Annotated in this window: 24 protein-coding genes; 9 read left to right on the forward strand and 15 right to left on the reverse strand. The window is 55.5% G+C overall.

The features are described 5' to 3' along the window. Positions 1 to 27 precede the first annotated feature (27 nt). Both UNPF46_RS31805 and UNPF46_RS31810 read right to left on the reverse strand, forming a co-directional pair. The gene (locus UNPF46_RS31805; RefSeq protein WP_142252687.1) at positions 28 to 738 is read right to left on the reverse strand and encodes a hypothetical protein; all 711 of its coding nucleotides are present in this window, start codon (positions 736 to 738) and stop codon (positions 28 to 30) included. Between the two features lie 19 nt (positions 739 to 757). Further along, positions 758 to 1,186: a very short patch repair endonuclease gene (locus UNPF46_RS31810; protein ID WP_142252688.1), complete on the reverse strand. Its 429-nt coding sequence runs from the start codon at positions 1,184 to 1,186 to the stop codon at positions 758 to 760. Positions 1,187 to 1,315: 129 nt separating this feature from the next. On the opposite strand from UNPF46_RS31810, the gene UNPF46_RS31815 reads away from it, so the two are divergent. Continuing rightward, on the forward strand, positions 1,316 to 2,296 hold the full coding sequence (locus tag UNPF46_RS31815; protein WP_142252689.1) for a hypothetical protein: 981 nt from the start codon (positions 1,316 to 1,318) through the stop codon (positions 2,294 to 2,296). On the opposite strand, the gene UNPF46_RS31820 is transcribed toward UNPF46_RS31815, so the two are convergent. Then, the gene (locus tag UNPF46_RS31820; protein WP_142252690.1) at positions 2,297 to 3,619 is read right to left on the reverse strand and encodes a DNA cytosine methyltransferase; all 1,323 of its coding nucleotides are present in this window, start codon (positions 3,617 to 3,619) and stop codon (positions 2,297 to 2,299) included. Continuing rightward, positions 3,619 to 3,822 (reverse strand): ribbon-helix-helix protein, CopG family, encoded by a 204-nt coding sequence (locus UNPF46_RS31825; protein WP_142252691.1) that lies wholly within the window; start codon positions 3,820 to 3,822, stop codon positions 3,619 to 3,621. The genes UNPF46_RS31820 and UNPF46_RS31825 overlap by 1 nt, the downstream gene beginning before the upstream one ends. Positions 3,823 to 4,145: 323 nt before the next feature. Here UNPF46_RS31825 and UNPF46_RS38005 point away from each other — a divergent pair, with 323 nt between their 5' ends. After that, positions 4,146 to 4,316 (forward strand): hypothetical protein, encoded by a 171-nt coding sequence (locus tag UNPF46_RS38005; RefSeq protein ID WP_181770205.1) that lies wholly within the window; start codon positions 4,146 to 4,148, stop codon positions 4,314 to 4,316. 50 nt (positions 4,317 to 4,366) lie between these two features. After that, positions 4,367 to 4,990 (forward strand): hypothetical protein, encoded by a 624-nt coding sequence (locus tag UNPF46_RS31830; protein ID WP_142252692.1) that lies wholly within the window; start codon positions 4,367 to 4,369, stop codon positions 4,988 to 4,990. Here the strand turns inward: UNPF46_RS31830 and UNPF46_RS31835 are convergent. From UNPF46_RS31835 to UNPF46_RS31855, 3 genes are all read right to left on the reverse strand, one after another. Beyond that, a complete protein-coding gene (locus UNPF46_RS31835; RefSeq protein ID WP_142252693.1) occupies positions 4,931 to 6,169 on the reverse strand; it encodes a tyrosine-type recombinase/integrase in 1,239 nt (412 codons plus the stop codon). The two genes, UNPF46_RS31830 and UNPF46_RS31835, sit on opposite strands and share 60 nt — an antisense overlap. A gap of 239 nt (positions 6,170 to 6,408) precedes the next feature. Next, positions 6,409 to 7,431 carry a tyrosine-type recombinase/integrase gene (locus UNPF46_RS31845; protein ID WP_181770206.1) on the reverse strand — a complete coding sequence of 341 codons (1,023 nt, stop codon included), beginning with the start codon at positions 7,429 to 7,431 and terminating at the stop codon, positions 6,409 to 6,411. A 547-nt stretch (positions 7,432 to 7,978) separates the two neighbouring features. Then, on the reverse strand, positions 7,979 to 8,380 hold the full coding sequence (locus tag UNPF46_RS31855) for a hypothetical protein (RefSeq protein ID WP_142252694.1): 402 nt from the start codon (positions 8,378 to 8,380) through the stop codon (positions 7,979 to 7,981). A 322-nt stretch (positions 8,381 to 8,702) separates the two neighbouring features. On the opposite strand from UNPF46_RS31855, the gene UNPF46_RS31860 reads away from it, so the two are divergent. From UNPF46_RS31860 to UNPF46_RS31870, 3 genes are all read left to right on the forward strand, one after another. Then, complete coding sequence (locus UNPF46_RS31860) at positions 8,703 to 9,401, forward strand: hypothetical protein (RefSeq protein ID WP_142252695.1); 699 nt, start codon at positions 8,703 to 8,705, stop codon at positions 9,399 to 9,401. Positions 9,402 to 9,510: 109 nt separating this feature from the next. Next, positions 9,511 to 10,317 carry a hypothetical protein gene (locus tag UNPF46_RS31865; protein ID WP_142252696.1) on the forward strand — a complete coding sequence of 269 codons (807 nt, stop codon included), beginning with the start codon at positions 9,511 to 9,513 and terminating at the stop codon, positions 10,315 to 10,317. Between the two features lie 497 nt (positions 10,318 to 10,814). Further along, positions 10,815 to 11,285, forward strand: a complete 471-nt coding sequence (locus UNPF46_RS31870; protein ID WP_142252697.1) for a hypothetical protein — start codon at positions 10,815 to 10,817, stop codon at positions 11,283 to 11,285. Positions 11,286 to 12,104: 819 nt separating this feature from the next. Here the strand turns inward: UNPF46_RS31870 and UNPF46_RS31875 are convergent. From UNPF46_RS31875 to UNPF46_RS31885, 3 genes are read right to left on the reverse strand one after another with little or no spacing between them, the layout of a single operon-like run. Then, positions 12,105 to 13,034, reverse strand: coding sequence for a dienelactone hydrolase family protein (locus UNPF46_RS31875; protein ID WP_142252698.1), 930 nt, complete (start codon positions 13,032 to 13,034; stop codon positions 12,105 to 12,107). Positions 13,035 to 13,061: 27 nt separating this feature from the next. Then, positions 13,062 to 13,868 carry a cell envelope integrity protein TolA gene (gene tolA, locus UNPF46_RS31880; protein ID WP_142252699.1) on the reverse strand — a complete coding sequence of 269 codons (807 nt, stop codon included), beginning with the start codon at positions 13,866 to 13,868 and terminating at the stop codon, positions 13,062 to 13,064. Positions 13,869 to 13,925: 57 nt separating this feature from the next. After that, entirely contained in the window at positions 13,926 to 14,558 is a 633-nt protein-coding gene (locus tag UNPF46_RS31885; RefSeq protein WP_181770207.1) for a DUF4339 domain-containing protein, read from the reverse strand. A 101-nt stretch (positions 14,559 to 14,659) separates the two neighbouring features. Between UNPF46_RS31885 and UNPF46_RS31890 the strand changes: the two genes are divergently transcribed. Then, positions 14,660 to 14,896 (forward strand): helix-turn-helix domain-containing protein, encoded by a 237-nt coding sequence (locus UNPF46_RS31890; RefSeq protein ID WP_181770208.1) that lies wholly within the window; start codon positions 14,660 to 14,662, stop codon positions 14,894 to 14,896. 22 nt (positions 14,897 to 14,918) lie between these two features. On the opposite strand, the gene UNPF46_RS31895 is transcribed toward UNPF46_RS31890, so the two are convergent. The 4 genes from UNPF46_RS31895 to UNPF46_RS31910 form a co-directional block, all read right to left on the reverse strand. Next, complete coding sequence (locus UNPF46_RS31895) at positions 14,919 to 15,254, reverse strand: DUF3768 domain-containing protein (protein ID WP_142252701.1); 336 nt, start codon at positions 15,252 to 15,254, stop codon at positions 14,919 to 14,921. A gap of 122 nt (positions 15,255 to 15,376) precedes the next feature. Further along, on the reverse strand, positions 15,377 to 15,943 hold the full coding sequence (locus UNPF46_RS31900) for a hypothetical protein (RefSeq protein WP_142252702.1): 567 nt from the start codon (positions 15,941 to 15,943) through the stop codon (positions 15,377 to 15,379). Positions 15,944 to 16,163: 220 nt separating this feature from the next. Continuing rightward, on the reverse strand, positions 16,164 to 17,117 hold the full coding sequence (locus UNPF46_RS31905; RefSeq protein WP_142252703.1) for a hypothetical protein: 954 nt from the start codon (positions 17,115 to 17,117) through the stop codon (positions 16,164 to 16,166). A 128-nt stretch (positions 17,118 to 17,245) separates the two neighbouring features. Further along, entirely contained in the window at positions 17,246 to 17,821 is a 576-nt protein-coding gene (locus UNPF46_RS31910) for a tyrosine-type recombinase/integrase (protein WP_142252704.1), read from the reverse strand. A gap of 503 nt (positions 17,822 to 18,324) precedes the next feature. Between UNPF46_RS31910 and UNPF46_RS31915 the strand changes: the two genes are divergently transcribed. Together UNPF46_RS31915 and UNPF46_RS31920 are read left to right on the forward strand one after the other, a co-directional pair. Then, on the forward strand, positions 18,325 to 18,696 hold the full coding sequence (locus tag UNPF46_RS31915) for a hypothetical protein (protein ID WP_142252705.1): 372 nt from the start codon (positions 18,325 to 18,327) through the stop codon (positions 18,694 to 18,696). Positions 18,697 to 18,987: 291 nt separating this feature from the next. Then, positions 18,988 to 19,398, forward strand: a complete 411-nt coding sequence (locus UNPF46_RS31920; RefSeq protein ID WP_142252706.1) for a hypothetical protein — start codon at positions 18,988 to 18,990, stop codon at positions 19,396 to 19,398. Between the two features lie 175 nt (positions 19,399 to 19,573). Here UNPF46_RS31920 and UNPF46_RS38155 read toward each other — a convergent pair. Beyond that, positions 19,574 to 19,783 (reverse strand): hypothetical protein (locus UNPF46_RS38155; protein WP_210248365.1); only part of this gene is annotated, 210 nt, incomplete at its 5' end.

Below are 19,783 nucleotides of genomic sequence, written 5' to 3' on the forward strand. Positions count from 1 at the left end.
ATGACACGAAAAGAGACGAGCTCCTGCTTATCGCTGTGGACTGTCAGTGCGTAGATTGTCATCGGGCGCGCCGTTCCGACGTTCGCTCGATTTGCCCAACAATGGGCGGAGCAGATTCTGCAATCCGCCGACGAGGACATTCGTTTCGCGATTGCGTTCGGTCAACTCGCCAATCTGCTTGTCCTTAACGTCGATCTGAGCACGTAAGAAATCATTCTCTCTTTCGAGCAGCGACATATACTTGTCGTCGCCTGTCGGTGCTGTCGTGACCTGTCGCGATTGGTCGACGGTTGTCGCTGGCTCTTGTCGCTGCATGTCGTCTTTATTTTCGGCGGCGACAGTTGTCGATACTTGTCGTGGCTCGTCGCCCTTTGTCGACCCCTCTTGTCGCGGCATGTCGTCCGTATTTTCCATGGCAGTGTTTGTCGCGACTGGTCGCGACAAGTCACGACTGGTCGCTGCCATTACTTCCTTTATGTACGCAATGTGTTTCTCGACTGATGCGCGTGTTATGAGATATTTTTCTCCAAACTCTGTTTCGATGAGACGCGACGAAAGGTGTTGTTTTGCGCAGTATCTCTGAATGCTTCGGGGAGTGCGGGGGATGCCGGCTGCGGCGTAGAGGGCGAGAGCGTCTTCGATTGTTAGAGTAAATTCGCTGTCGTCGCTGGTCGCGGCTTGTCGCGACATATCGATGTTTTCCATGGGTTGATGATAACGCGGAGCACGCGTGACCATGCCGGTTATCCCCATGCTGTTAGGAGCGCGGAGCCAGCGGCATCCTCATTATTTTCTTAGCGAGCCGATGGAGTTGTTGGGAGTCTACGGTCTCGCATTCCCAAACAGTAAAGATCTTCCAGCCGCTGGCCTGCAATGTCGCAGCATGTCGCGCGTCGCGCTCGCGGTTCCCCGCGATTTTCGGATTCCAGTAGGCCTGGTTTGATTTCACCTTGCGGGTTCCGTCGATGCACTTGGGGCATCCGTGCCAAAAGCAACCATGTACGAACAGGACTGCTCGACGGCCACTGAAAACTAAGTCCGGTTTGCCCGGAAGATCGCGGCGATGAAGGCGGTAGCGCAAGCCATGTGCATGAAGAAACTTGCGCACAACAAGCTCGGGAGCTGTGTCCCGGCTAGGTATGCGAGCCATATTTCTGCTGCGTGCTTCAGGGGTTAGATGGTCCATCGTGATTCAATGACTCGATTCTCACGCCCGAAAGAGTAATCATAGGTTGCGGCTGGATTGCGATTCGGACGGTGGAAGCGGGGGCAGTGCAGGTTGGCCAAAGATACACCATTTGGGCAGGGGACGCGCATGCGCGTCCTGGAAGAATATTTCGCGGGAGCTGGCGCGGTAAACGAAGCCAACGCGTGGGAGCATGTTTACCGGTGCCTACTTTGGATGAACGTCGGCGCCGGACTTGCTCACATTTACGACTCCAACCACATGCAATCCGGTGGTGTCTTCCATGCTCGTGCGGTGCGCTTTACAGAGCTGCTTTGTAAGCGCTGGAACATTTCTCAAAAGGAACTTCCTGCACGCATCGATATCCTCTTCAAAGGTTGCGTTGCCGAACTCAAACGCCGCGAAGAAGAGGACGGGGAGATCGATAGCGAAACGGAATCGGAACTCATCTCCGCAATCCAAGCGCAACTATGCGGCGAAGGTATCAAGGACGATCGTGCGCTTGTACTCGCGCGCATGATCGAGGTGCAGAGCCGCGATTTCTTCACGCTGGGTAATAAAAGGAAGAATGCGCTCGGTGAAGGCTTTGAAGATCTGTTGCTAATTCTGTTGCAGCGCGTGTCACAAATTCCGTTGGAGAAATTGCCGCTTCGTACGCCAGTGTCTGGTTTGCCCGGCTTCCGGCGTGCGCCTCCGCGGAACAAGGGTGATCCACGCAAGCGCGAACCGCATCCTGATATTGCCATTGTTGAGGGCGACATAACGCACGTTATCGCAACCGCGAAGTGGTCGATGCGTCAGGATCGCGAAACTCAATTTCAGTCGGAATACAATTCATTCCAAATGAACAAGACTCAAACAACAGAGCTGACGTACGCGTTGATTACGAATGAGTTCGATATTGCCCGTTTAAAGAATGTCGTAAACGCGGAGCCGGGCCGCGACCGTGGCGGATACATTTTCCACAACGTGTACCACATCTGTCTCCCGTTGCTGCGCGAAACGCACGGGGATAGGTTTAAAGAAATCGAGCCTTGGGTTGGTACGGGTAAACTGCGATCGCTCGACAATTTTTTAGTCGAGATGCGCGGCCGTTTTGGCGAACAATAACTAGAGCGCCAATGCTAGCTGCTTCGCCTTGTCCGCTTGCGCGAGAATGGCGGCGAGAGTTTCGCCGATCGCTTTGGCGAAAAGTGGTGGTACTGCGTTTCCAACTTGCCTGTACCTGCTGTGTCGGTCACCCGCAAGAAAATGATAGGTATCGTCAAAGGAATGAAGGCGCGCAAACTCGCGCACGGTGAGTGCCCGAGGCTTTCCGTAGTGGAACACGCAGTCAGCCTTCGTATTTAGGGTCCAGCTGAAATGCTGTGGGTATAGCTTCCGGTACGCAAAGAAATACTTTCGGCTAAGCGTATCGCGTCCAAGCTCGGGCCCCCATTTCTTTTCCGACAGATACCGTAAGGCTAGGTGCTCGGGGAGGTCCCGAAAGTTGCCCCCTTGGGGAATGGAGCGCAGCCGAAGCACGGTGTCCTCTCGGATAGAGGGCACATCGGCATTGAAGAGTTCATTCGATCCGGCACGGCGTGCCTTTTGATACGCGGAGAGTGCCTTGGACTGATATTCGATAGCTTCGTTTGAAGGTTTCCGGACGAGCTTCTTGTTCGGAGTAAGCCAATCCAAATCACCGATCGCTTGTTCAACGGTGACAAGCTGCGAGTTATTGGGGTCAAGGAGTTTCGCTAAGGATCGAACTGTCTCAGAAGATTTGCCGTGGCGATACTTCCACCGCTCACCGCTTGGCCTGCGCTCCAAGAAGGGAAGCGACCCAAGAAACTGACTTTCAGGAAAATGCGGTGCAAGCTCCAAGTCTCGGCGAACGCCGATAAAGAGAATGCGTAGCCGGTTCTGCGGTACGCCGAACCCCGCGGCATCAAGCACGCGGCACTCAACGCGATACTCATTATCGATCGCGAGATCTTCAAGGATCTGGGCGCGCACGGTTCCGCCGCCGAGATTTTCAAGGCCGGGAACGTTTTCCATGACGAACGTTCGCGGCCGTAATGTCCGGATCACCGACACGTAGTGGCGGTATAGCTTGTTGCGTGGATCGTTGATGAGGCGATTATGATTGCGAACCTGCGAGAACCCCTGACAGGGCGGCCCGCCGATCACAGCATCAAGCTCGATGCCCTCGACGGCATCAAATAGTTCTTCTTTGATGCTTCGCTCAGATATGTCGCCAAGCACAAATTTCGTGCCGTGCTTCTGGTGGTTGTGGAGATACGTAGCGCCGGCCGACGGGTCGATGTCCGTAGCCGCGATAGTACGGAAACCAGCCTGGCGAAAGCCCTCGGAAAAGCCACCCGCGCCCGCGAACAAGTCTAGGCAGCGAAACGCTCGCAGCGGCTTCTTGTGCTTCTGGGTCTGCGGCATCAGTGCTGTTTCCGATCCTGCGGAGCCATATCCAACGTGAGCTGCAGGCCCTTGCTTTCGTCTTCGATGAGGCGATCAACTGCATGCCGGATGAGCCATGCGACCGAGACCTTCCGCCGCTCCGCCATAAGGCGCAGAAGGCGGCCTTGCTCGGCCGTCAGGGTCGCCGTGGTCCGCGGATTCTTGCTCATCCCGTCGCGCATCAGAGTGCATCACTTTGCAGCGCCATGATGCACAGACTGCAGGCCGAATCAAAACAATCCGTGAACTTCCGCACAATGTTCTTGTTTTGTGCTGATGGCAAGCTGCCTAAACGGAGGCAATCGGGCGCCATGCAGAAATTCAGCGGTGCACCGGCTCCGTTTCATTTTGGCAACACTTCGAGATCGATGCGGGTGCCATCGACTTAATCGAATCGCGCAATAGTTGCGCAATCGTTGATTCTGTGTCACGGCGTTGTGCCCATGAATTCGCGCGGCGTTTGTTGCGTGGTACTATAATACCGGACGCATCAACGGGGAACCTCATGGAAGATCAGAAGACATCAGGCATTATCGATGACGACACTCCAACGTCACGAGCTTTTCAGACTGAAAATATCGTCCCCAAGTGGGGACAAAATAGGTTGGATCGAGATCGCGAACCTTTCACGAAGAAAGAGATCGAGATTGCGGAGAGCATTGGCGTGCACGACTAGTTCAGTTCTTAGGTAGCCCACAGGGCTACCTATTTCTTTTAGTGTTGAGCATGAGCTTTTCTCCTTTTCAGCCTGAATTTTTTGATCGTTTGAAGGGCGGCGGGCCGGACGACGCTGGAGCCGTTTTGTCCGGCGATGATTGGTTCCGCGAAGCCATTTTCCATACTTTCTCAGACATAGCGACCAAACACGGATGTACAATCCAGCTCTCAAAGAGAAGGATTCGTGAAGCGCGCGAGCTATGGCTGAACGAGATTCAGAATATGAAAATTTCGGGTGGGGGTGAACCCGATCACTTCAAGCAAGCGGGCTTTTTGGTCTATTGGCTGCGTCGTCGTATTGTTATTTCTATTGTTCGGGAGGGGACAGGTTTCGTCGGCACCGCTCGACAACGGGTCTTTCTTGAAAGACCCAATGAGACATGTGCCTTTCTACTGGGATTTCGCATCTGCTTGTATTTTGTGGCAAGTAAGAGGGCCGGCCCAGAGAGGGAGGAGTATCTTTCCTCAATTGCCCTGGATGAAGCGTTCGTCAATGAGGCGAGTATATTGCTGTTCGAAAAACAGCTCTCGCCACACGCTATGTATCTGATTTATCGATCGCTGTTCTACGATCTAAAATTGCGAGGTGGGCCAGATGTCGTTACCAATCTCCGATTGGTAAGCAAGGGTTGAGGCTGTCCGCGTGCGCTCCCGTGCTGTATTCGCTGTTGGAAAATCTGAGGTGATTAACGAGTTCATGTTGGACTCCCATCTTTGCATCGCCTCCCGCATTTCCGGGAGGTAGGTCCAAAGATCGTAGGTCTCTTCCATCTCACTGCGAGATGAGACGTGGTTCACCAGTCGCTCGGCAATGTCTGGCCGAACACCTAGCCGCCCCAGTCCGCTGCGGAACGTCCGGCGAAGATCGTGCAGCGTCCAAGGCGCAATGTTCGCCAGCTTATCGAGTTCGCGCTTGCACTTAGACCAGCCGTTAAATGGGCGCTCGTCTGAAATGCGGGAAGGGAAGAGGAAGGCACTCCTGCGCCGATCGTCCGATGTGAGTTGCTTTGAAATGATGGCAGATGCCATTTGTCCGACCGGGAAGGTGTGCTCCAGGTGGTTCTTGGTGAGCGAGCCGGGCAGTGTGACAGTTTGCTGATTGTGAGAGAAGAAGGTATCGAGGAGTCCAGCAATTTCGCCGCGCCGCTGGCCGGTGAGCAGGACGAGTTTTACAATCACGCCGAACAGGCCGTCGACCTGATCCGCCGCAAACCATACCGCGCGTAACTCGTCGTCGTTGAGAACACGCTTGCGGCGTTTCGCCTTGCCCTGCTTGAATGAATGCAGGTGATTGGTTGTGAGATATTCTTCGTTGATCGCCCAATTGAAGAATGTCTTGAGATAAACGGCTGCGTGCTTTTGTTGTGATGGCGTGTCACTCAGCCGCGACAGCTTTGCGGAAATGTCCTGCTTAGTGATATCGGCAAGTTTGGTGTCGCCAAATGGGAAGTATCGGCGCAACGCGCGTTCATACTCTTTATATGTGCGTGGCCGGTTCTTCGTCTTTGCCTCGGCGAGATACAGTTCAAGTGCCTTCTTCCAAGAAATGGAGTTCGGTCGATGCTTGCCAAGCGTGCGTTCGGCGAGGATTGCTTTGGCTTTTTCACGCGCCTTCGCCAGAGTGATGGTCGGATATCGGCCGATCGCCTGACGTCGGCCTGAGCCCAAAAGAACGATGAAGGATTTTGCTCCACCGCTGCTGATCCGAATGCCGAAATGCTTGAGCGTGCCGTCCCAGAGGGTAGTCGTACCACACTCCGGCGGCTTCGCCGCTCTCAGCAAAACGTCGGTCAGCGGTTGATGCTGTGGCACCGATTTGGCACTCCGAAAGCGCGTGCTGTAGGTTGCAGCAGCGGAGTGCTATGTAACCAAGACAGATGAAAGAACAAGGAGTTACCGGCGGTTACGTTTGCCATTAGGCGCTATGTGGCAGCAAAAAATCTGACTCTTAATCAGCGGGTCCCAGGTTCGAGCCCTGGTGCGCCCACCATATAAATCAAACACTTAGCGTTGATCGCGATACAGTAAGTGGCCTCGTTTTACAGGCCATTTTACAGTTTTGTTCGCGCTTCGAGCTTCAGCACCGCAGCTTCGGCGAGCTGAATATCTCGGCCGAGATAGTGTGCATCGAGAATGGCCTCGACGTCCTTCAACGAGTGACCAGTCACGGCCGCGATCTGCGGTACGCTCGCGCCGGCAATTGCCAAGCGAACCACGGCGGTGCCTCTCAGGTCGTGAAACGTAAGGCCACTGATGCCTGCTCGTTCGCATGCCTTTGCCCACGACGTCCGAAAGCCGTCTGACGTCCAGGGCCGCCCGAGCGTGTTCGTCAGGATGAGCGGTCCTCGGCGCTCCGTGGTGTCGAGTAGGGCTCGTAGAGGGCCTCCTGCGGGCATCGCGACGCGCCGGCCGCCTTTCGACTGCCGAAGGCGAATATAAGGGCTCTCGTAGGCTGACCACGGCAGTCGCAGCATGTCTCCCTGCCGTTGCCCACTCCACAAAGCCAAGATCAGCGCGAGCTGGATCTCGCTGGATGCGACCGCGAAGACAGCGGCAATGTCTTGCTCAGTCCAGATCTTGTCCTTGCGGTCTGCTACGTAGAGCCGGCCGCCGCGCTCACATGGATTGGTGGTGATGATGCCTCGGTCCTTCGCGAAAGACAGGATGCGCGCCAATACCGTCCAGGCCAGATCAGCCTTACGCGGCGTATTTGCGTACTTGTCTCGCCAGCTTTTGAAGTCTCCGCGGATCCTACGGTCGGCGAGGGCAGCAATCGGCAAATCGCCGAATTCTTCCTCGATCAGCTTTATGTACCTCAGGTAGTCACGGCGAGTAGACGCCGCGATCTTATTGAACTCCGGCGCCGCCTTGTATTGCATGATGATCGACATGAACGACCTCGCGTTGGGCTTGCGCAAGTTCGCGTGTGCATCTTGATATTGCCGGACAAAGTCAGGGGTGCCCGGGATGGCCTTGATCAGCGGACCGCCGCGATAGGCATAATAGTAGGTTTTCATCTCGCCGTTTGCGAGCGGCACCTTGACCTTATGAACTCCTTTCAGAACGACGCGCACGACTTTCTCTCCATTGGTCTAAGGCAGATGTCTCTTGTTTCGGTTGCAGGCCACTCATCGCATCTAACGCGATGTCGATAGCTTTGAGATCCCAGCGAGTTGTTCCGGCGAGTGGTGAAGGCAGCTTGCCAGCTCGCACCCAAGACGAAAAAGCGCTCGGCGATAGATTGCAGTAAGCAGCTGCTTGCTGCCTGCTCAGCAATCTCGGCGCCAGGTGTCCGCAGGGCGTCGAGTCGACGTCCTGGGTTATGGTTGAGTTTGATAAGCGGATAGCCGCACTGGTGCTTCCACGATATGTGCGACGATCAGAAGCGGGCGAATGTTCGTCCGTTAGACGCGCTTTGCGCGCGCGGTCAGCAGATTCCGACTCCATTTTGACGTGCCAGTCGCCGGTACCAGCGGCGATTGTTTCACGTGACTCGTCCGCAGACTGAGTGGAGGAGAACTAGCGTAACACCGGATAAAACCGTGTGTACCTGTAAGATATGCTAGCTTCGAGCATGGATCAATAGATCAAAAGCTCGGCAGTCACGAAGCTCGCACGCGCTCACTCGCTATCGTAAATATCAACTTCACTTGCAAGCAAGCGCGCATGCTGAGCGAAATCAAAGTCGCCATTTTGGATGAACCTCAAGTCGTCAGTGCCTACTTCCTCAAACAATCGCTTCGACGATAGGCGGGACCAATTGAGCACTGCTGAGGTCTTGATGGCGGCATACGTGGAGCCGGCAAAGAAAATTGTCCATCCACCTCGGAACAACCACTCCTGAACTTCCTCCACGAATTCTCTATCCAAGCGATGCCGCCCCCATAGGCGGCGCAACGTGAGATCAGAGAGACGTACGCGACTAGTCGGCGTACCTTCCTGATTTCGAAGCTCAATCAGACGCAGCAGCAGGATTGCACATTCCTGTGCGGTCAGAAGACGCGGCGCTAACGGGTCTCTCATGACCGATCATAACACATAAAAATGCGATTGACAGCATATTGTAGGATCGTTACAACCAAAAAGCCGATGCCGGGCTCGTCCTAGCATCGAAATTGCTCAATGGTCGGAAAGCGGACGAAGCAGGGTGTGCCGGTCCAATACCGGGCTCCATGTTAGACCTTTGATGCGCCTATTGCTGAATTCGTGGCAGCGCAGTCACGCGCGAGGCGCGTCAACAAGCGATTCCGATCTGGGATTTAATCAATCGAGTAGCATCTAAGCTACGCGGATGACGAAGTGCCGGCTGGCGTTTTGCTTACACAAAGTAAGGAGACGTGAGCCTATGTCCCAAGAATTAGTTGCTACACCGCACTCATACGATGAACTGCTGGACCGCCTTGACCATATCAAGAAGGAATACCGGCGCGTTGATCAGCGCTACCGGCTAGCTCTGTACCAGATGTTCGCGGACGCAATGAGCATTGCGACGGCGATCGAGGCTGACCGCGAGCGCAAGGATCAGTTTCTGAAGAGCGTTGGACAAAAATCGGACGTCGTTTACGCCGCAATGATCTTCATCACGGACGCCAAGTCGGAGGAGGCCCGCAAGAAGGCTTCAAAAGCGGCCCGCGCGCTTCGGTACCTAGTCGACCGAATTGGAGTTTCGGTCGACAATATCCCTGAAGCCCTACAGAAGCATGGCGGCATCCAGAAACTTGCTCAGCTGGCGGCTCTTAACGACCCGCGCAGGAAATCACCGCCTATCGCCCCCGGATCCAATACTGCAGAGCAGGGCGAAGCGGATCATTTTGACGTAAGGCACCGGAAAGAAAGAAAACCCGTGTTTGACAGGCAGGTTCAGATTGCCCTGCCACCAAAACTCAGAGCGAAATTGGACGATCTCGCCGACAGCACCGCGATCAAGATTATCGGTTTCGTTCGTGTCCCAACTGGAGAGCAACCGACCATCGAGTTTCAGGACATCACCGCCTTGAGCGGCTCGAGCGCGCAGGAGGAGAACGAAGACGATTGGGGTGACTGAGGTCTCGTGCCAAGGTTCGCTTTAAGCGAACCTTGGCTGTGTCCGATTTAGCGCCGCTCGGATGGATCGATTCCAGCGATCTTATTCTTGAACCACCCCTGAGATCTTCATGAAATTCAACTTCTACTCCGCCGATATCAACGAAGACTACGATCCTGCAAAACATCTGAAAAAGTTCGAGACGCTGAGTGAAGCTCACGATCGGCGCCGCCGTTTGATGAGCGCTCTTCCCGAATTTGGTGAGCCTGGCCGCGCCCTCGCCGAGCGTCTTAACGGGTGTGGTTTCTTCAGATGTCGTTCAGCAGGCTGTCCAGTCTGCCTTCGCGCCTTTCGTCGCTGGTGGGGCTCAACGCTGGCCGAATACATGGCCCGTGATCCAGAGTTCTGGTTTACGGTAAGCATTGTACCGCCAGATCTGTTCGACGTGGGACATCTCGGCGGCTTCAACTATGGCATGCTCAAAGATCGCGTACGTAAACAAATCGCCCGAGGCCCAATAAGCGAGCCTGTAGTCCTGGGCGGCATCGATTACGATTTAAAGCACTATGACGATGATCGGCCTCCCAGATGGTGTCCTCATCTCTACTTTCTTTTCGGCGGAGGAGGGAAAGGCCTGGTCGACGGCACCTTCCGCCGTCATTACCCGAAGAGCGAGGACGTTAAACAACCCGTTTTCGTCACCCCTCAGAAGACCAGTGACAAAGACTTGATAACCACCGCCACGTACACCTTCAAGTCACGCTTCAAGAATCGAAGGCCATGTACCGATAGCCGTGGCAATGCAGATACGGAACACGACGATTTGGCATTCCACCATCAGGCTGAACTCGCGATCCTTCAGGATCAACAAGGTTTCCTCGGTCGGATGATCCGGCACGGTAACGACAAATTCCTTCCCGCGCTGAGAGTGCGCTGAGAGAACGCTCCTCAGCGTCTGGAGGACCTGTCCAACACCTGAACGGATTTTGGTCGCGGACAACGATCAATGCCTTGTCGGATCGTCACTGCGAGCAAGGCCCAGCCACGGACAGGGTGGGGAGTAACGGACCTGTCCGTGACTCAAATGGATGGCTTCGCCTAATGAAATGTCTCAAAAGCGAATGCCGGAAGATCGTTGTGGTGCAGTGTATAATGTAAACTGTAGGCATGGCCGTGTCATGTTCGGCTATTTGTATTGTGCCAACTGGACGACACGACTGCTCCTCTCAGCTGGGAAGCAGAGTCTTTCTCGTCAGTCGTAGACCCACCGGCTAAATCCTGCTCTCCTGACCTTTCCCATGCGATACGCATCAGGCAGTGCGAGACTCTCCTCATCAACGTGACGAGTAAGTCAGCGCGTGCGGGCTGCGCTAAGGCGAACTTGTAAAGCAACCTTGTCCAGCCGCGATGTCGCGGCCAACAAGGAGACATTCAATGGACGTTAAGCTTGACGCTATCATCGCTGAGATCGCCCGAACTATCGATCACAGTCTATTAATGCACGATCCCGAGTTCGCGCAGTTGCCGAAGCCTCAAAGGATGCATTTCATCACCAGAAGCTTGGCAACACGCGGGATCGCCAGAGGCGAAAAGTACGGCAGGAGAAAAGTGCGGCGCTGGCGACCCTCGCATCAACTCCAAAAGAGCATTGGTGTGAAGACTCATGGAGTACCGGACGAGTTCGAGCGGATCGAGGCGCCACTAGCGATCTCGACGCTTATCGACGAATTTTCCAAAATTCTGGATTGTAACGATGAGGCCATCAACGACGTGACCGATTACGTTCTTCGTCTCTTCGGGATGCACGCACTAGGATTGCTTGAGTACCGGGGGAAAGATGATGGCTTCTGTCATTCAACAGGTCAGAAGGGCGCATTGACGTGGTCGACGAAGCCGGGAATATGACGGACTTTCGGGGAAAAGTATCTAGCTTAGAAAACTATGCGGCCTGTCGAGTCACGATGGCTCGGTATCGGAAACCAGTGCGGAGCTCTCCTGCTCCGCACTGAGTTCTATTGGTGATGGCTTCACATCTTCAATCGGTCCAATCGCCCGTTGGAAAATCGCGAAGCGACCGCCTCCGCTTCCTTTTAATCTCCACGGCTGCCCGCGCGCACCCGGCTAATCCATCGTGTAGTCGTGCAAATTGCCGTAGCTTGGTGGCCGGGACATCTTGGGACTAGATGTATTCCAGAGCTCGTATCCAACGGCTCATTTGCTTGTGGCCCGCGTCAGGCACAGCCGAAACCACCGCGGCCCCCCCTCTACTAATACCTGTCTCAACATTAGCAATCGGTCGTAGCTGTTGGGGCGCTCCCAAGTCATGCTTTTTTGCGAATTGCCGGTCAAAAAAACTCAATGTACAGTCATCGAAATCGCAGCGGCAATTCTAGTTTCTTCATCAATTCTGGCCGCGCGCGACGCTTCCAAGATACGTCTGTAAAGATCGTATCCAATTCTCGGGATCAACAGGCTAACCGTCTTCCCGGTGCCGAGTACGTAGCCCAGCGGCAGTTTTCTAGCCAGCGCGCTCACCTCGGGGGGCTGTCGGATCAGGATGCGGCAGTTCATGTCCATAGCCGCGGAGACGATGCTGTCCCTCAGGACACTGAATCGAGCGCCGCGTGGATGGCCATGACTGTCTGGGCCGAGAACGTAGATTTGGTCTGCGCCCGACGGTTCTTCCCTTTGGCCCATGGAGACCCTCGATGACGACCAAGATGCTCATCTGGAGTCAACGCCGCTCACGTAGCTCTTGTTCTTGATTGCGCGGATGATGGAGTCCATCATGTTGCTCGCGGCCTTCGGATTGTAGCTCAAGGTCCAATTGTGAACCTTGCCACGGCTATCGGTCCAGCCATACATCGTGCGCGCCCTGTAGTCCTCCATGAAGCCGTGATTGGCGTCTTTGTAGACGATCACCTGCACGGGGACCGGCCGCTTCTTCTTTAAAAGCTCGATACACTGTTTCGGATCGTTGGCATCGTCCTTCTCACCAACGAACAGCACCATCGGACCGTAAAAATCCGCGTAGCGAACCGAAGTGTAAAAGCAGGGCGGTACGACCGGAAAGCCCGCGGCGAACTTGTTCTTGTGATCCGCTTCCTTCTTAGTCATCGCCACCAAAGTCGCCGTACCGCCCCCGCTCTGCCCCATGAGGTAAACCTCGTCGGGCTTCGCGAACCTATTCTCGACTAGATAATCGAGGGCAGAGTAGGCATCATCGGCGCGGCGGCGCCCCCAATGCAGGTCAGGGTAGCCGCAGCTTTTCTCGACCTTGCGGCTTGTGAAGCTGTCGAGGATCATCACACCCACGCCCTCAGCGTTGAGTACCTTGGCGACGTGGTGTGCCCACGCACTGGTCAGCGTTGACATGCCCATGCAGCCGTGCATCAGCACGACGTAAGGGATCGGGCCAGCGGTATTGTCGGGCGCGACGGTCTCGACCCAAAGCTCACCATCCTTCTGAATAACACCGCCTTCCTCCGGCGCACCGTTGAGAAAGTTCTTGCTGAAGCCGGAGTCGTCCTTGTTCTCCCGCGACCAAGTGCGTTCTGAGTTGTGCGCGTAGTCGCCCTTCCACGGAATCTTGAATTGTTCCGCGTTGGCTGTGCCGGATAGCAGGGCTACGATTAAAGTGAGCAGAATGCGCATGTGCCAATTCCCTTGATAATAGCGCAATTAGAATTTTGGAGGTGGAGCGGCAGCCCGTTGCTTATCGGCGAGGGCATCCTGATCTTGGTCCAAAAACCGGGGCTCGTTGATAGTGAGCACCCATGACGGAACGGGGGAATTTGCGGATCGCGGTTCGCTAGAATACTGATTAAGCTCCATCGTTGAAGAGTTGCTGAGGTGCCAAATTCGGTTAAATGGCCGGGTATAAAATTGGGCGGAGATTAGTCCGACGAGTTCTTGGGCCGGTGCGCCAGATTGGAAGATGTAGGAAATGACTGTCACCACGTTGGGGGACATGTGCTCTGTCACTCGGGCGACAAGCTTATTGCCCTTGTTCGTACATTCTAGGATCGTTGGCTTGGGTGACGAAACGCTACATCCTTTTTCAGCCATCGCGGCCTTTGCCGCTTCCGCAGTCATGCCGGTCGCTACTCCCAGAATATCCCTTTTTGTAAAGGCATAGATGTCCGTTGAGTTTTTATCAGCGCGAGTGAAGGTGGTCGTAACGTGCTTCCAGCTCTCGTAATCCTCCGGCCGAAGCAAAAGGAACGGCTGCGCGCCCAGGACGGCATATTTTAGGCTTTCAGCTGAGCCGCCTTGATCGTAGCTTGTTGCGGCGACCACCGGTTGAGCGATAATCCTACCGTCTCGATCCAAGTCGAAACTGACAGCAAAGTTGAGGTTGACTTGCGGGGCCGGAAACCAGTGCTGCATTATTTGAGCACGGATCACCGCTATGGGATCGGGCGACGGAGTCTGTGCAAACGCCGATGAGCACAAGAAAATTGAGAGCAGGGCAATCCATTTCATCATTTGTGATCTCTGGTGTGAGTTACGTTTAGGCGGATGGGGGAGCAGATGAGCTCCACCTCATCCTTCAACGGACGCGTAGATGAGAAATCCCACAATCATGCTGATGATCCACGCGACCGCGTAGTAGGGGCGTTGCTTCAAGCGTTTTGCCCTCAGGAACAGGTAGACCGGCGCGAGTAAAACCGCTGTGACTCGGGTTGTCCGAGAGCCATAGCCTGCTTGCTGCAACCTGCGATCATCGAGCCAACCGAGCAGGCTGTTGATGACAACGGGCACCTGGAACGGCAGCCCCCGGTTGGCATGGTACGGAATACCGAAAGCTACGGCGCGAGCCGCAGCGTCCTGGTTGCTGGCGCTCACCATAGCCTCGATCACCCCCAGGACGATTGGTAAGAAGGCTAGCGTCCAGACGTAACCGTTGCCGATGTGCTTCGACGAAATGGCAGGTGGCTCGGCAGCTACAAGTTCACCGAGGTCGCTCTCTCGGAGGGGTTTCCATTCAGGCATACCCTTCCGCCAGACCTGCGTGTCGGTCTCGATCTCTTTCTTGTTCAGGAGCTCCTTGATGGTCGTAGCGGTCGTCGGGCCTCGCCGAGCGCCGTTCACGACGTAGTGCCACTCGTTTGGCCCGGGCTGGCTAGCGGCCCCAAGATCCGGCAGCGGCGGTGGTGCAGAAAGCTCTTCAGTCACTTTGGTGTTCCTCGTTCCAGTGATGATGTTGGAAGTTGCCCTCGCTTCGACCCCAGATTCTCGCTCAATAGGGAATATAGTCCCTAGAGACTATATGCCCGATGGTGCTCCATCCGGCAATGCAGGATTGGCGCGTCATCGTTGGCAAGAATGTCCGGCGTATTCGCCAGCAGCGTCGGCTAACCCAAGAAAAGTTGGCGTTCGAAGCTGACCTTGACTTGACCTACATCGGCGGGATCGAGCGAGGGCGGCGTAACCCCAGCCTCTTAGCGATGGCTCGAATTGCTGAAGCCTTGTCGGTGCCGCTCGTCAAACTCTTGAGCGAACAGGGAGGGTAAGCTTGGTTGATTGAGAAGGCGGCTAGTATTCGTCCGCCCTCATGATCGTGATAATTCGCTCGGTGACAGCAGGATCCGCCGGATTGGGTGAGCGGAAGTTGAGCGACTTGTCAAAGTAGTCAATCTTGAACATCACGGCGGTGCCGTCGAAGTCAAAGACGCCAAAATCATGCTCCGCATAGGGATCGTTGGCGTGGCAAAAGTCGTCAAAGACGGCGATGGTCTTGACCAAGCGTTCGACGGCCTCTGGACCTAGTTCGGCGATGCCCGCTGTGATGACCGCACCGCCGCCGAGCAGGTGTTGCCGAAGCTCATCGTTCAGCGCACGCGTTTTCTCCGCGTCCGTTTGCATGGACATGGTTATTTCTCCGATATGATTTGTTTGATGTTTGGGCCTGGACGCGTGTCGATTGCTGCCAGGCGATGTCAGAGTGGTAGGAGCTCGGGCCATGGTCCGAGCTTCGAGTCTAGTCGTACAGGCTATTCTGGACCGGGGTTTATTAGTCCGACTTGGGCGATGTGCCGGACGTAGGTGCCTTTGTCCGGGTAATCGCGAAGGCGAAGCGTCAAGACCTGGTCATCGCGCTTGGTCACGAGGCAGGGCCACCAGCCAAATTCGGGGTCATCGTCCTCAACGAGCACCAGTTGGCCGACAGCGATACTCTCCCACGTGCGCGGTAGGCCAGCAGCAGCAACGGTGCCCGCCGCCTTGGCTTTTTCAGGGGGTGGCGCGGGTTGGTGGACGTGGCTTTCGTCACCGGCCGTCTCGAGCGCTGCCTTGAGTTTGCCGACGAGGTCGCGGCGGATCGGTGGCACGAACGCCTTGCCGCTCGCATATAACCTCCCCACGGGCAGCTTCATGCCGATCTCAGTGACTGCCGGTGAAGCCGGGTGCACAGACGCCAACTTCATTTGCGCCGCGGCGCTAACGACCTTCTCGTTAAACTCCGGAAACCGGGCGCCGCGTGGCTTTCCATCCTCATCAAGTCCGAAAACAAAGAGCTTGTCTGGAGCGTTGGCCGTCTTCTTGTCTTGCTGCTTTCCCATGTTTCTCCTCCTCAAAAGCAGACGGGGCCCAATAGGGCCCCGTGATCTGCGGTTCTAGCGATGTCATGGCTTGGCCACGGCGGCGGGCCAAGCGCCCGCCAAGGCAAATCAATCACGGAAGTCTCTCCACTATAAATTGCAAAGTCATTTTTAATGCCTTGCAAAGCGAGTATAGCAAATCGTGGTGCAGTCTCAAGAGAAATCTACGCCAGAATACGCTCTAACTAATTGTTTTTACGTCGATTTTATCGACTTTTAACGGTATTCGGCCGCACCTTTGGTGCAGGTGGCAGTAGCCGATTTGGCAGGCTTGCCGGTCGTTGATCTTGTTGCCATTACACAAGTTGAGGCCGTCGAGAGAGCAGAGCCTCCAAATGGCATTTTGCACGAACCTAGCGAACCTCTGCGGGAATGCCGGGTTCAAGGTGCGCGTATCGATACGGCTGGCCACGCTCCTGATGATCTCGGCACAGCCACCCGGGCCGTAACAAGCGGCGCCATAAGGGTGAGAGCTGCCGCAGTCCTGTAAAATGCCCGAGCGATGCAGAAAGTTGTGAACCAGCGTGTCTACCGCGATCATCGCAGTACCGGTTTCAAGCCAGAGCGGCCGGTGCTCGCGCGCGCCGATCAGCAGCGTCGAGAGCGTCATCATCAATATCTTGTCGGAGACGCCGTAAACGTTTCGCAGTGGGCCAATCAAGGCTTCCTGACGCGCCGCCTCCAGTTCGGCCGTGGTCTCACCCCTCGCGCTGTCCAGTTGGCTGTCGATCCAGCGTACCAGATCGCCGTCGGCGAGGTCGCGGACGAACAAGAAGAGCGAGTATGCGGTTTGATTCAGTCGGCCGTTACGAAGGCGCGGCCTGGGCAGGGCGCACGCATCGATGTGGTCGGGCTCCGCGCAGGTAAAACTGGTCTTGTCGTATCGGCAGCCTTCGAAATGCCAGTAGCTGCGCAGCTTCGGGCACGAGGGAGCGTCATTTTCGCTTGCTGCAATCGCCGACCAGGACGCGGTGCCATGCTTGTGGATGTAGCCGCGCGCGACACGGTCGGAGATGCCTTGGAAGCTAAACGTCGTAACGAGCCAATCGAAAATCGGCGGCGTGTCGGCGAGGGCGACAGCTTGAACCAAGCCTGCGTGCCGAGCCTCGTCGTCGATCTCCTCAAGGAACGACATCGACCCCGCAATCGCACAAACGGTCCGGATCAAGCTCTCAGCCCGGCGTAGCGGATCGGGGGCTCTCGCCGCGATCAACCTCTTGTCGGTGCGGCCTTTTGCGGAGTGTTGCCGCGGCACGTTGGTCGCTAGATGAGGGATACCAGCCTCCGTTGAGCGTCGCTATCGCCGTCGATGTAGCGCTGCGTCGTCTGGATGGATCGGTGGCCAGCTAGCAGTTGAACATCTCGCAGCGAACCGCCTGCTTTGTGAACCGAGCGAGCCGCCCGCGTAATGAAAGTTCGACGCCCCGAGTGCGACGAACATCCCTCGAACCCGAGTTCTTCATAAGCGCGGCTAAACCAGACAACGATACTCATCGGTGTCATTGCGCCGCCGCGCTCGGATCTAATGAGGGGGCCTTGCCCCGTAGACAGCTGCCGCGCCTCGACGAGAGCCTGTCGAAGCTCGGGATGAATTGGAATTGAGCGGCCGCTGCGCTTCTTTGCGATCTCGTCGCGAACTTCAAGAGTGCTGCCGACCTCGCCGCTTGGGTCCAACAACATGGGCCATGTCAATTTGGCGATCTCGGCGGCGCGAAGACCTGCCTTGACCGACAGTAAGACGATGAGACGGTTGCGAAGTGGGTGGCGAGAGCGCGCGGCGAAAAACAAAAGATCGTCGATATGATCAGTCGAAAGTGTCTTCGCTTGCTTGCCGGCCATCTCTCACACAAAACCAATTGCAGTCAGATTCTAAAGAGTTCGACGCTGCGTGCAAGGAGAAATCTCACATGTCTCTGACTGATAAGGTTTTCACTAGAAATTTTTGAGGTTTGGCGGTTCGCAGGCGGTGTAGCGCCGGCTTCGGCTTATCATGTGCAAGCCGTGCACGTTACGCTGCACGGCTTGCACACTGTCGCGTAGCTGGCGTGGCGAACGTAAATTGCAGTTCAGTCCGCTTTCATGGAGGCTGGACGATACTCAGAGCAACGGCGGGAAATGAACTTGCAAAGGACACGACCGAGACGATCGTATGGCGACCTTACAAGCTACGCCCGACGGTTGGTCGAGCGTGGCTGACTGATAAATTAAGAAAGGCCAATCAGTCGAAGCAGCCCTGACAATGCTCGATCATTCGGTTGTTGAGAGCGACCACCTGCGCCGGTCAGACTTGTAAATCATTCCAGCCGATCTCGCATTCCGCGACAACGCGCTAGGAGAATAAGATGGATGAGGACAAGCCTACGACCAAGAAGCCTAAAGTAAAGCCGGTGAAAACGAAGGCGCGAAAGCGAGGCGCGGCAAAGAAAACACCGACGGTCGGAATAACGGACGAATCGATGAAGGAGTGCCTCGATATCATTCGTCAGTATCGAAAAAAATGTGGCTGCTTCCGGCAGCGCTTCCTCGACTTGAAGAATGCTAATAGAATCACGAAGGTGCGCATAGTCAGGGAGTTCGTCAAAACATTTGACGAAATCGAGAGCGACGCACGCGCTGCTGCGGTGAAATTAAGAAATCGCCTTCCACCGCATAAGCCGCTCACACAGTCCGAACTTGTCATTTATCTGGCAGGCCGAACAGTACGAGAAGCCTGAATCGTAATAATGAAGGGGGCGGTTCGCTGACCCCCTTCATGTAAGATAACGGTCTGGGTCGGGCCATTTTGCTTCGCCGTCAGATTGAGGCTTATCGATCGTTGCGGTCGCGGGTAGGGCGGCCCTTTAGCAATGCGCGCGGCAACTGATAAGGATTTCAGAATTTGCTTATCGGTCCTTTAGCCGGGAGACATTGATTTCTTTGTCAATAGTTCATCGTCGCCAATTGCCATTCGCCCGCCTTGTAAAGTGCGAAGCGACCGAACAAGCGGCGCGGAAAGCAATGAGTGAATGATGAAAATCAAAAAAGCAGACTTTGAATGCAATCTCTGCAAGAACGACAAATTAGAAGTTGGTTTCCACGGAGCGACGTACGCCCAAACTATCGGCAATACGGAAGACTTCGTGGGGAGCGAGCTTGTTGAGTATTCGATCATCGTCACGCGTGAGCCGTGGGCGAGGCAAGAAACACGGGGACACCGCGAGGTGTTACGAAGTCGGGGTAAGGCTATCGCACAAATTGGAACGACATCGCTACGGGACGAGCTTGTCATCTTGCCTGGCGCCGCCATGAGCGCATCCGACGTCTTGCGAGCCTTGCGGAAGTATATCGAAGAGGTGCAGCGGAGCGGCATGTACGTCGGACGGTATAAAGACACAATCATTGTAGAGAAGATCGACGGGAGCTTGGAGGCTGTATAGCGGAGGGAGCTGGATCGGACCACGCAGACGACGCATCGGTTAGGAGGGCCGCTGCGTCGGTCTGTGTTGTCGCCTCACATGCACCGTTTTTTGTAACTGATAAGGAAATGAGAGAAAGCCTATCAGTCGCGTGGAGGTGTGCTGCGGCGGCAGCGCATCATGGCTGAAGCACTCCTCACGCTGACACGAGCTGTCTGAGGTTACCCTGGATCTTGGTCGCGAGATCGTCTGCTTCGAGGCCAAGGAGCCTCGCGAGAGATTCCAATGTAAGCGTGACGTCGCGCGGCCGCATCGTTCCTTCGCCGCCGACTTCCTGCTCAATCTGATTGCCTACAACCTCGTCCGGATACCCAAGCTCGTCGCAGCTTGAGGTCGCCGATCGGAG

Origin of the sequence: Bradyrhizobium sp. UNPF46, assembly GCF_006658625.1 — a bacterium.
GTDB classification, from domain to species: Bacteria; Pseudomonadota; Alphaproteobacteria; order Rhizobiales; family Xanthobacteraceae; genus Bradyrhizobium; species Bradyrhizobium nitroreducens.

What these genes read in the sequence shown, in the direction of transcription:
- UNPF46_RS31805 (WP_142252687.1), bottom strand. Translation starts at nt 738, where the DNA reads ATGGTCACGCGTGCTCCGCGTTATCATCAACCCATGGAAAACATCGAT.
- UNPF46_RS31810 (WP_142252688.1), bottom strand. Translation starts at nt 1,186, where the DNA reads ATGGACCATCTAACCCCTGAAGCACGCAGCAGAAATATGGCTCGCATA.
- UNPF46_RS31815 (WP_142252689.1), top strand. Translation starts at nt 1,316, where the DNA reads ATGCGCGTCCTGGAAGAATATTTCGCGGGAGCTGGCGCGGTAAACGAA.
- UNPF46_RS31820 (WP_142252690.1), bottom strand. Translation starts at nt 3,619, where the DNA reads ATGCCGCAGACCCAGAAGCACAAGAAGCCGCTGCGAGCGTTTCGCTGC.
- UNPF46_RS31825 (WP_142252691.1), bottom strand. Translation starts at nt 3,822, where the DNA reads ATGCGCGACGGGATGAGCAAGAATCCGCGGACCACGGCGACCCTGACG.
- UNPF46_RS38005 (WP_181770205.1), top strand. Translation starts at nt 4,146, where the DNA reads ATGGAAGATCAGAAGACATCAGGCATTATCGATGACGACACTCCAACG.
- UNPF46_RS31830 (WP_142252692.1), top strand. Translation starts at nt 4,367, where the DNA reads ATGAGCTTTTCTCCTTTTCAGCCTGAATTTTTTGATCGTTTGAAGGGC.
- UNPF46_RS31855 (WP_142252694.1), bottom strand. Translation starts at nt 8,380, where the DNA reads ATGAGAGACCCGTTAGCGCCGCGTCTTCTGACCGCACAGGAATGTGCA.
- UNPF46_RS31860 (WP_142252695.1), top strand. Translation starts at nt 8,703, where the DNA reads ATGTCCCAAGAATTAGTTGCTACACCGCACTCATACGATGAACTGCTG.
- UNPF46_RS31865 (WP_142252696.1), top strand. Translation starts at nt 9,511, where the DNA reads ATGAAATTCAACTTCTACTCCGCCGATATCAACGAAGACTACGATCCT.
- UNPF46_RS31870 (WP_142252697.1), top strand. Translation starts at nt 10,815, where the DNA reads ATGGACGTTAAGCTTGACGCTATCATCGCTGAGATCGCCCGAACTATC.
- UNPF46_RS31875 (WP_142252698.1), bottom strand. Translation starts at nt 13,034, where the DNA reads ATGCGCATTCTGCTCACTTTAATCGTAGCCCTGCTATCCGGCACAGCC.
- tolA (WP_142252699.1), bottom strand. Translation starts at nt 13,868, where the DNA reads ATGATGAAATGGATTGCCCTGCTCTCAATTTTCTTGTGCTCATCGGCG.
- UNPF46_RS31890 (WP_181770208.1), top strand. Translation starts at nt 14,660, where the DNA reads ATGGTGCTCCATCCGGCAATGCAGGATTGGCGCGTCATCGTTGGCAAG.
- UNPF46_RS31895 (WP_142252701.1), bottom strand. Translation starts at nt 15,254, where the DNA reads ATGTCCATGCAAACGGACGCGGAGAAAACGCGTGCGCTGAACGATGAG.
- UNPF46_RS31900 (WP_142252702.1), bottom strand. Translation starts at nt 15,943, where the DNA reads ATGGGAAAGCAGCAAGACAAGAAGACGGCCAACGCTCCAGACAAGCTC.
- UNPF46_RS31905 (WP_142252703.1), bottom strand. Translation starts at nt 17,117, where the DNA reads ATGTCGTTCCTTGAGGAGATCGACGACGAGGCTCGGCACGCAGGCTTG.
- UNPF46_RS31910 (WP_142252704.1), bottom strand. Translation starts at nt 17,821, where the DNA reads ATGGCCGGCAAGCAAGCGAAGACACTTTCGACTGATCATATCGACGAT.
- UNPF46_RS31915 (WP_142252705.1), top strand. Translation starts at nt 18,325, where the DNA reads ATGGATGAGGACAAGCCTACGACCAAGAAGCCTAAAGTAAAGCCGGTG.
- UNPF46_RS31920 (WP_142252706.1), top strand. Translation starts at nt 18,988, where the DNA reads ATGATGAAAATCAAAAAAGCAGACTTTGAATGCAATCTCTGCAAGAAC.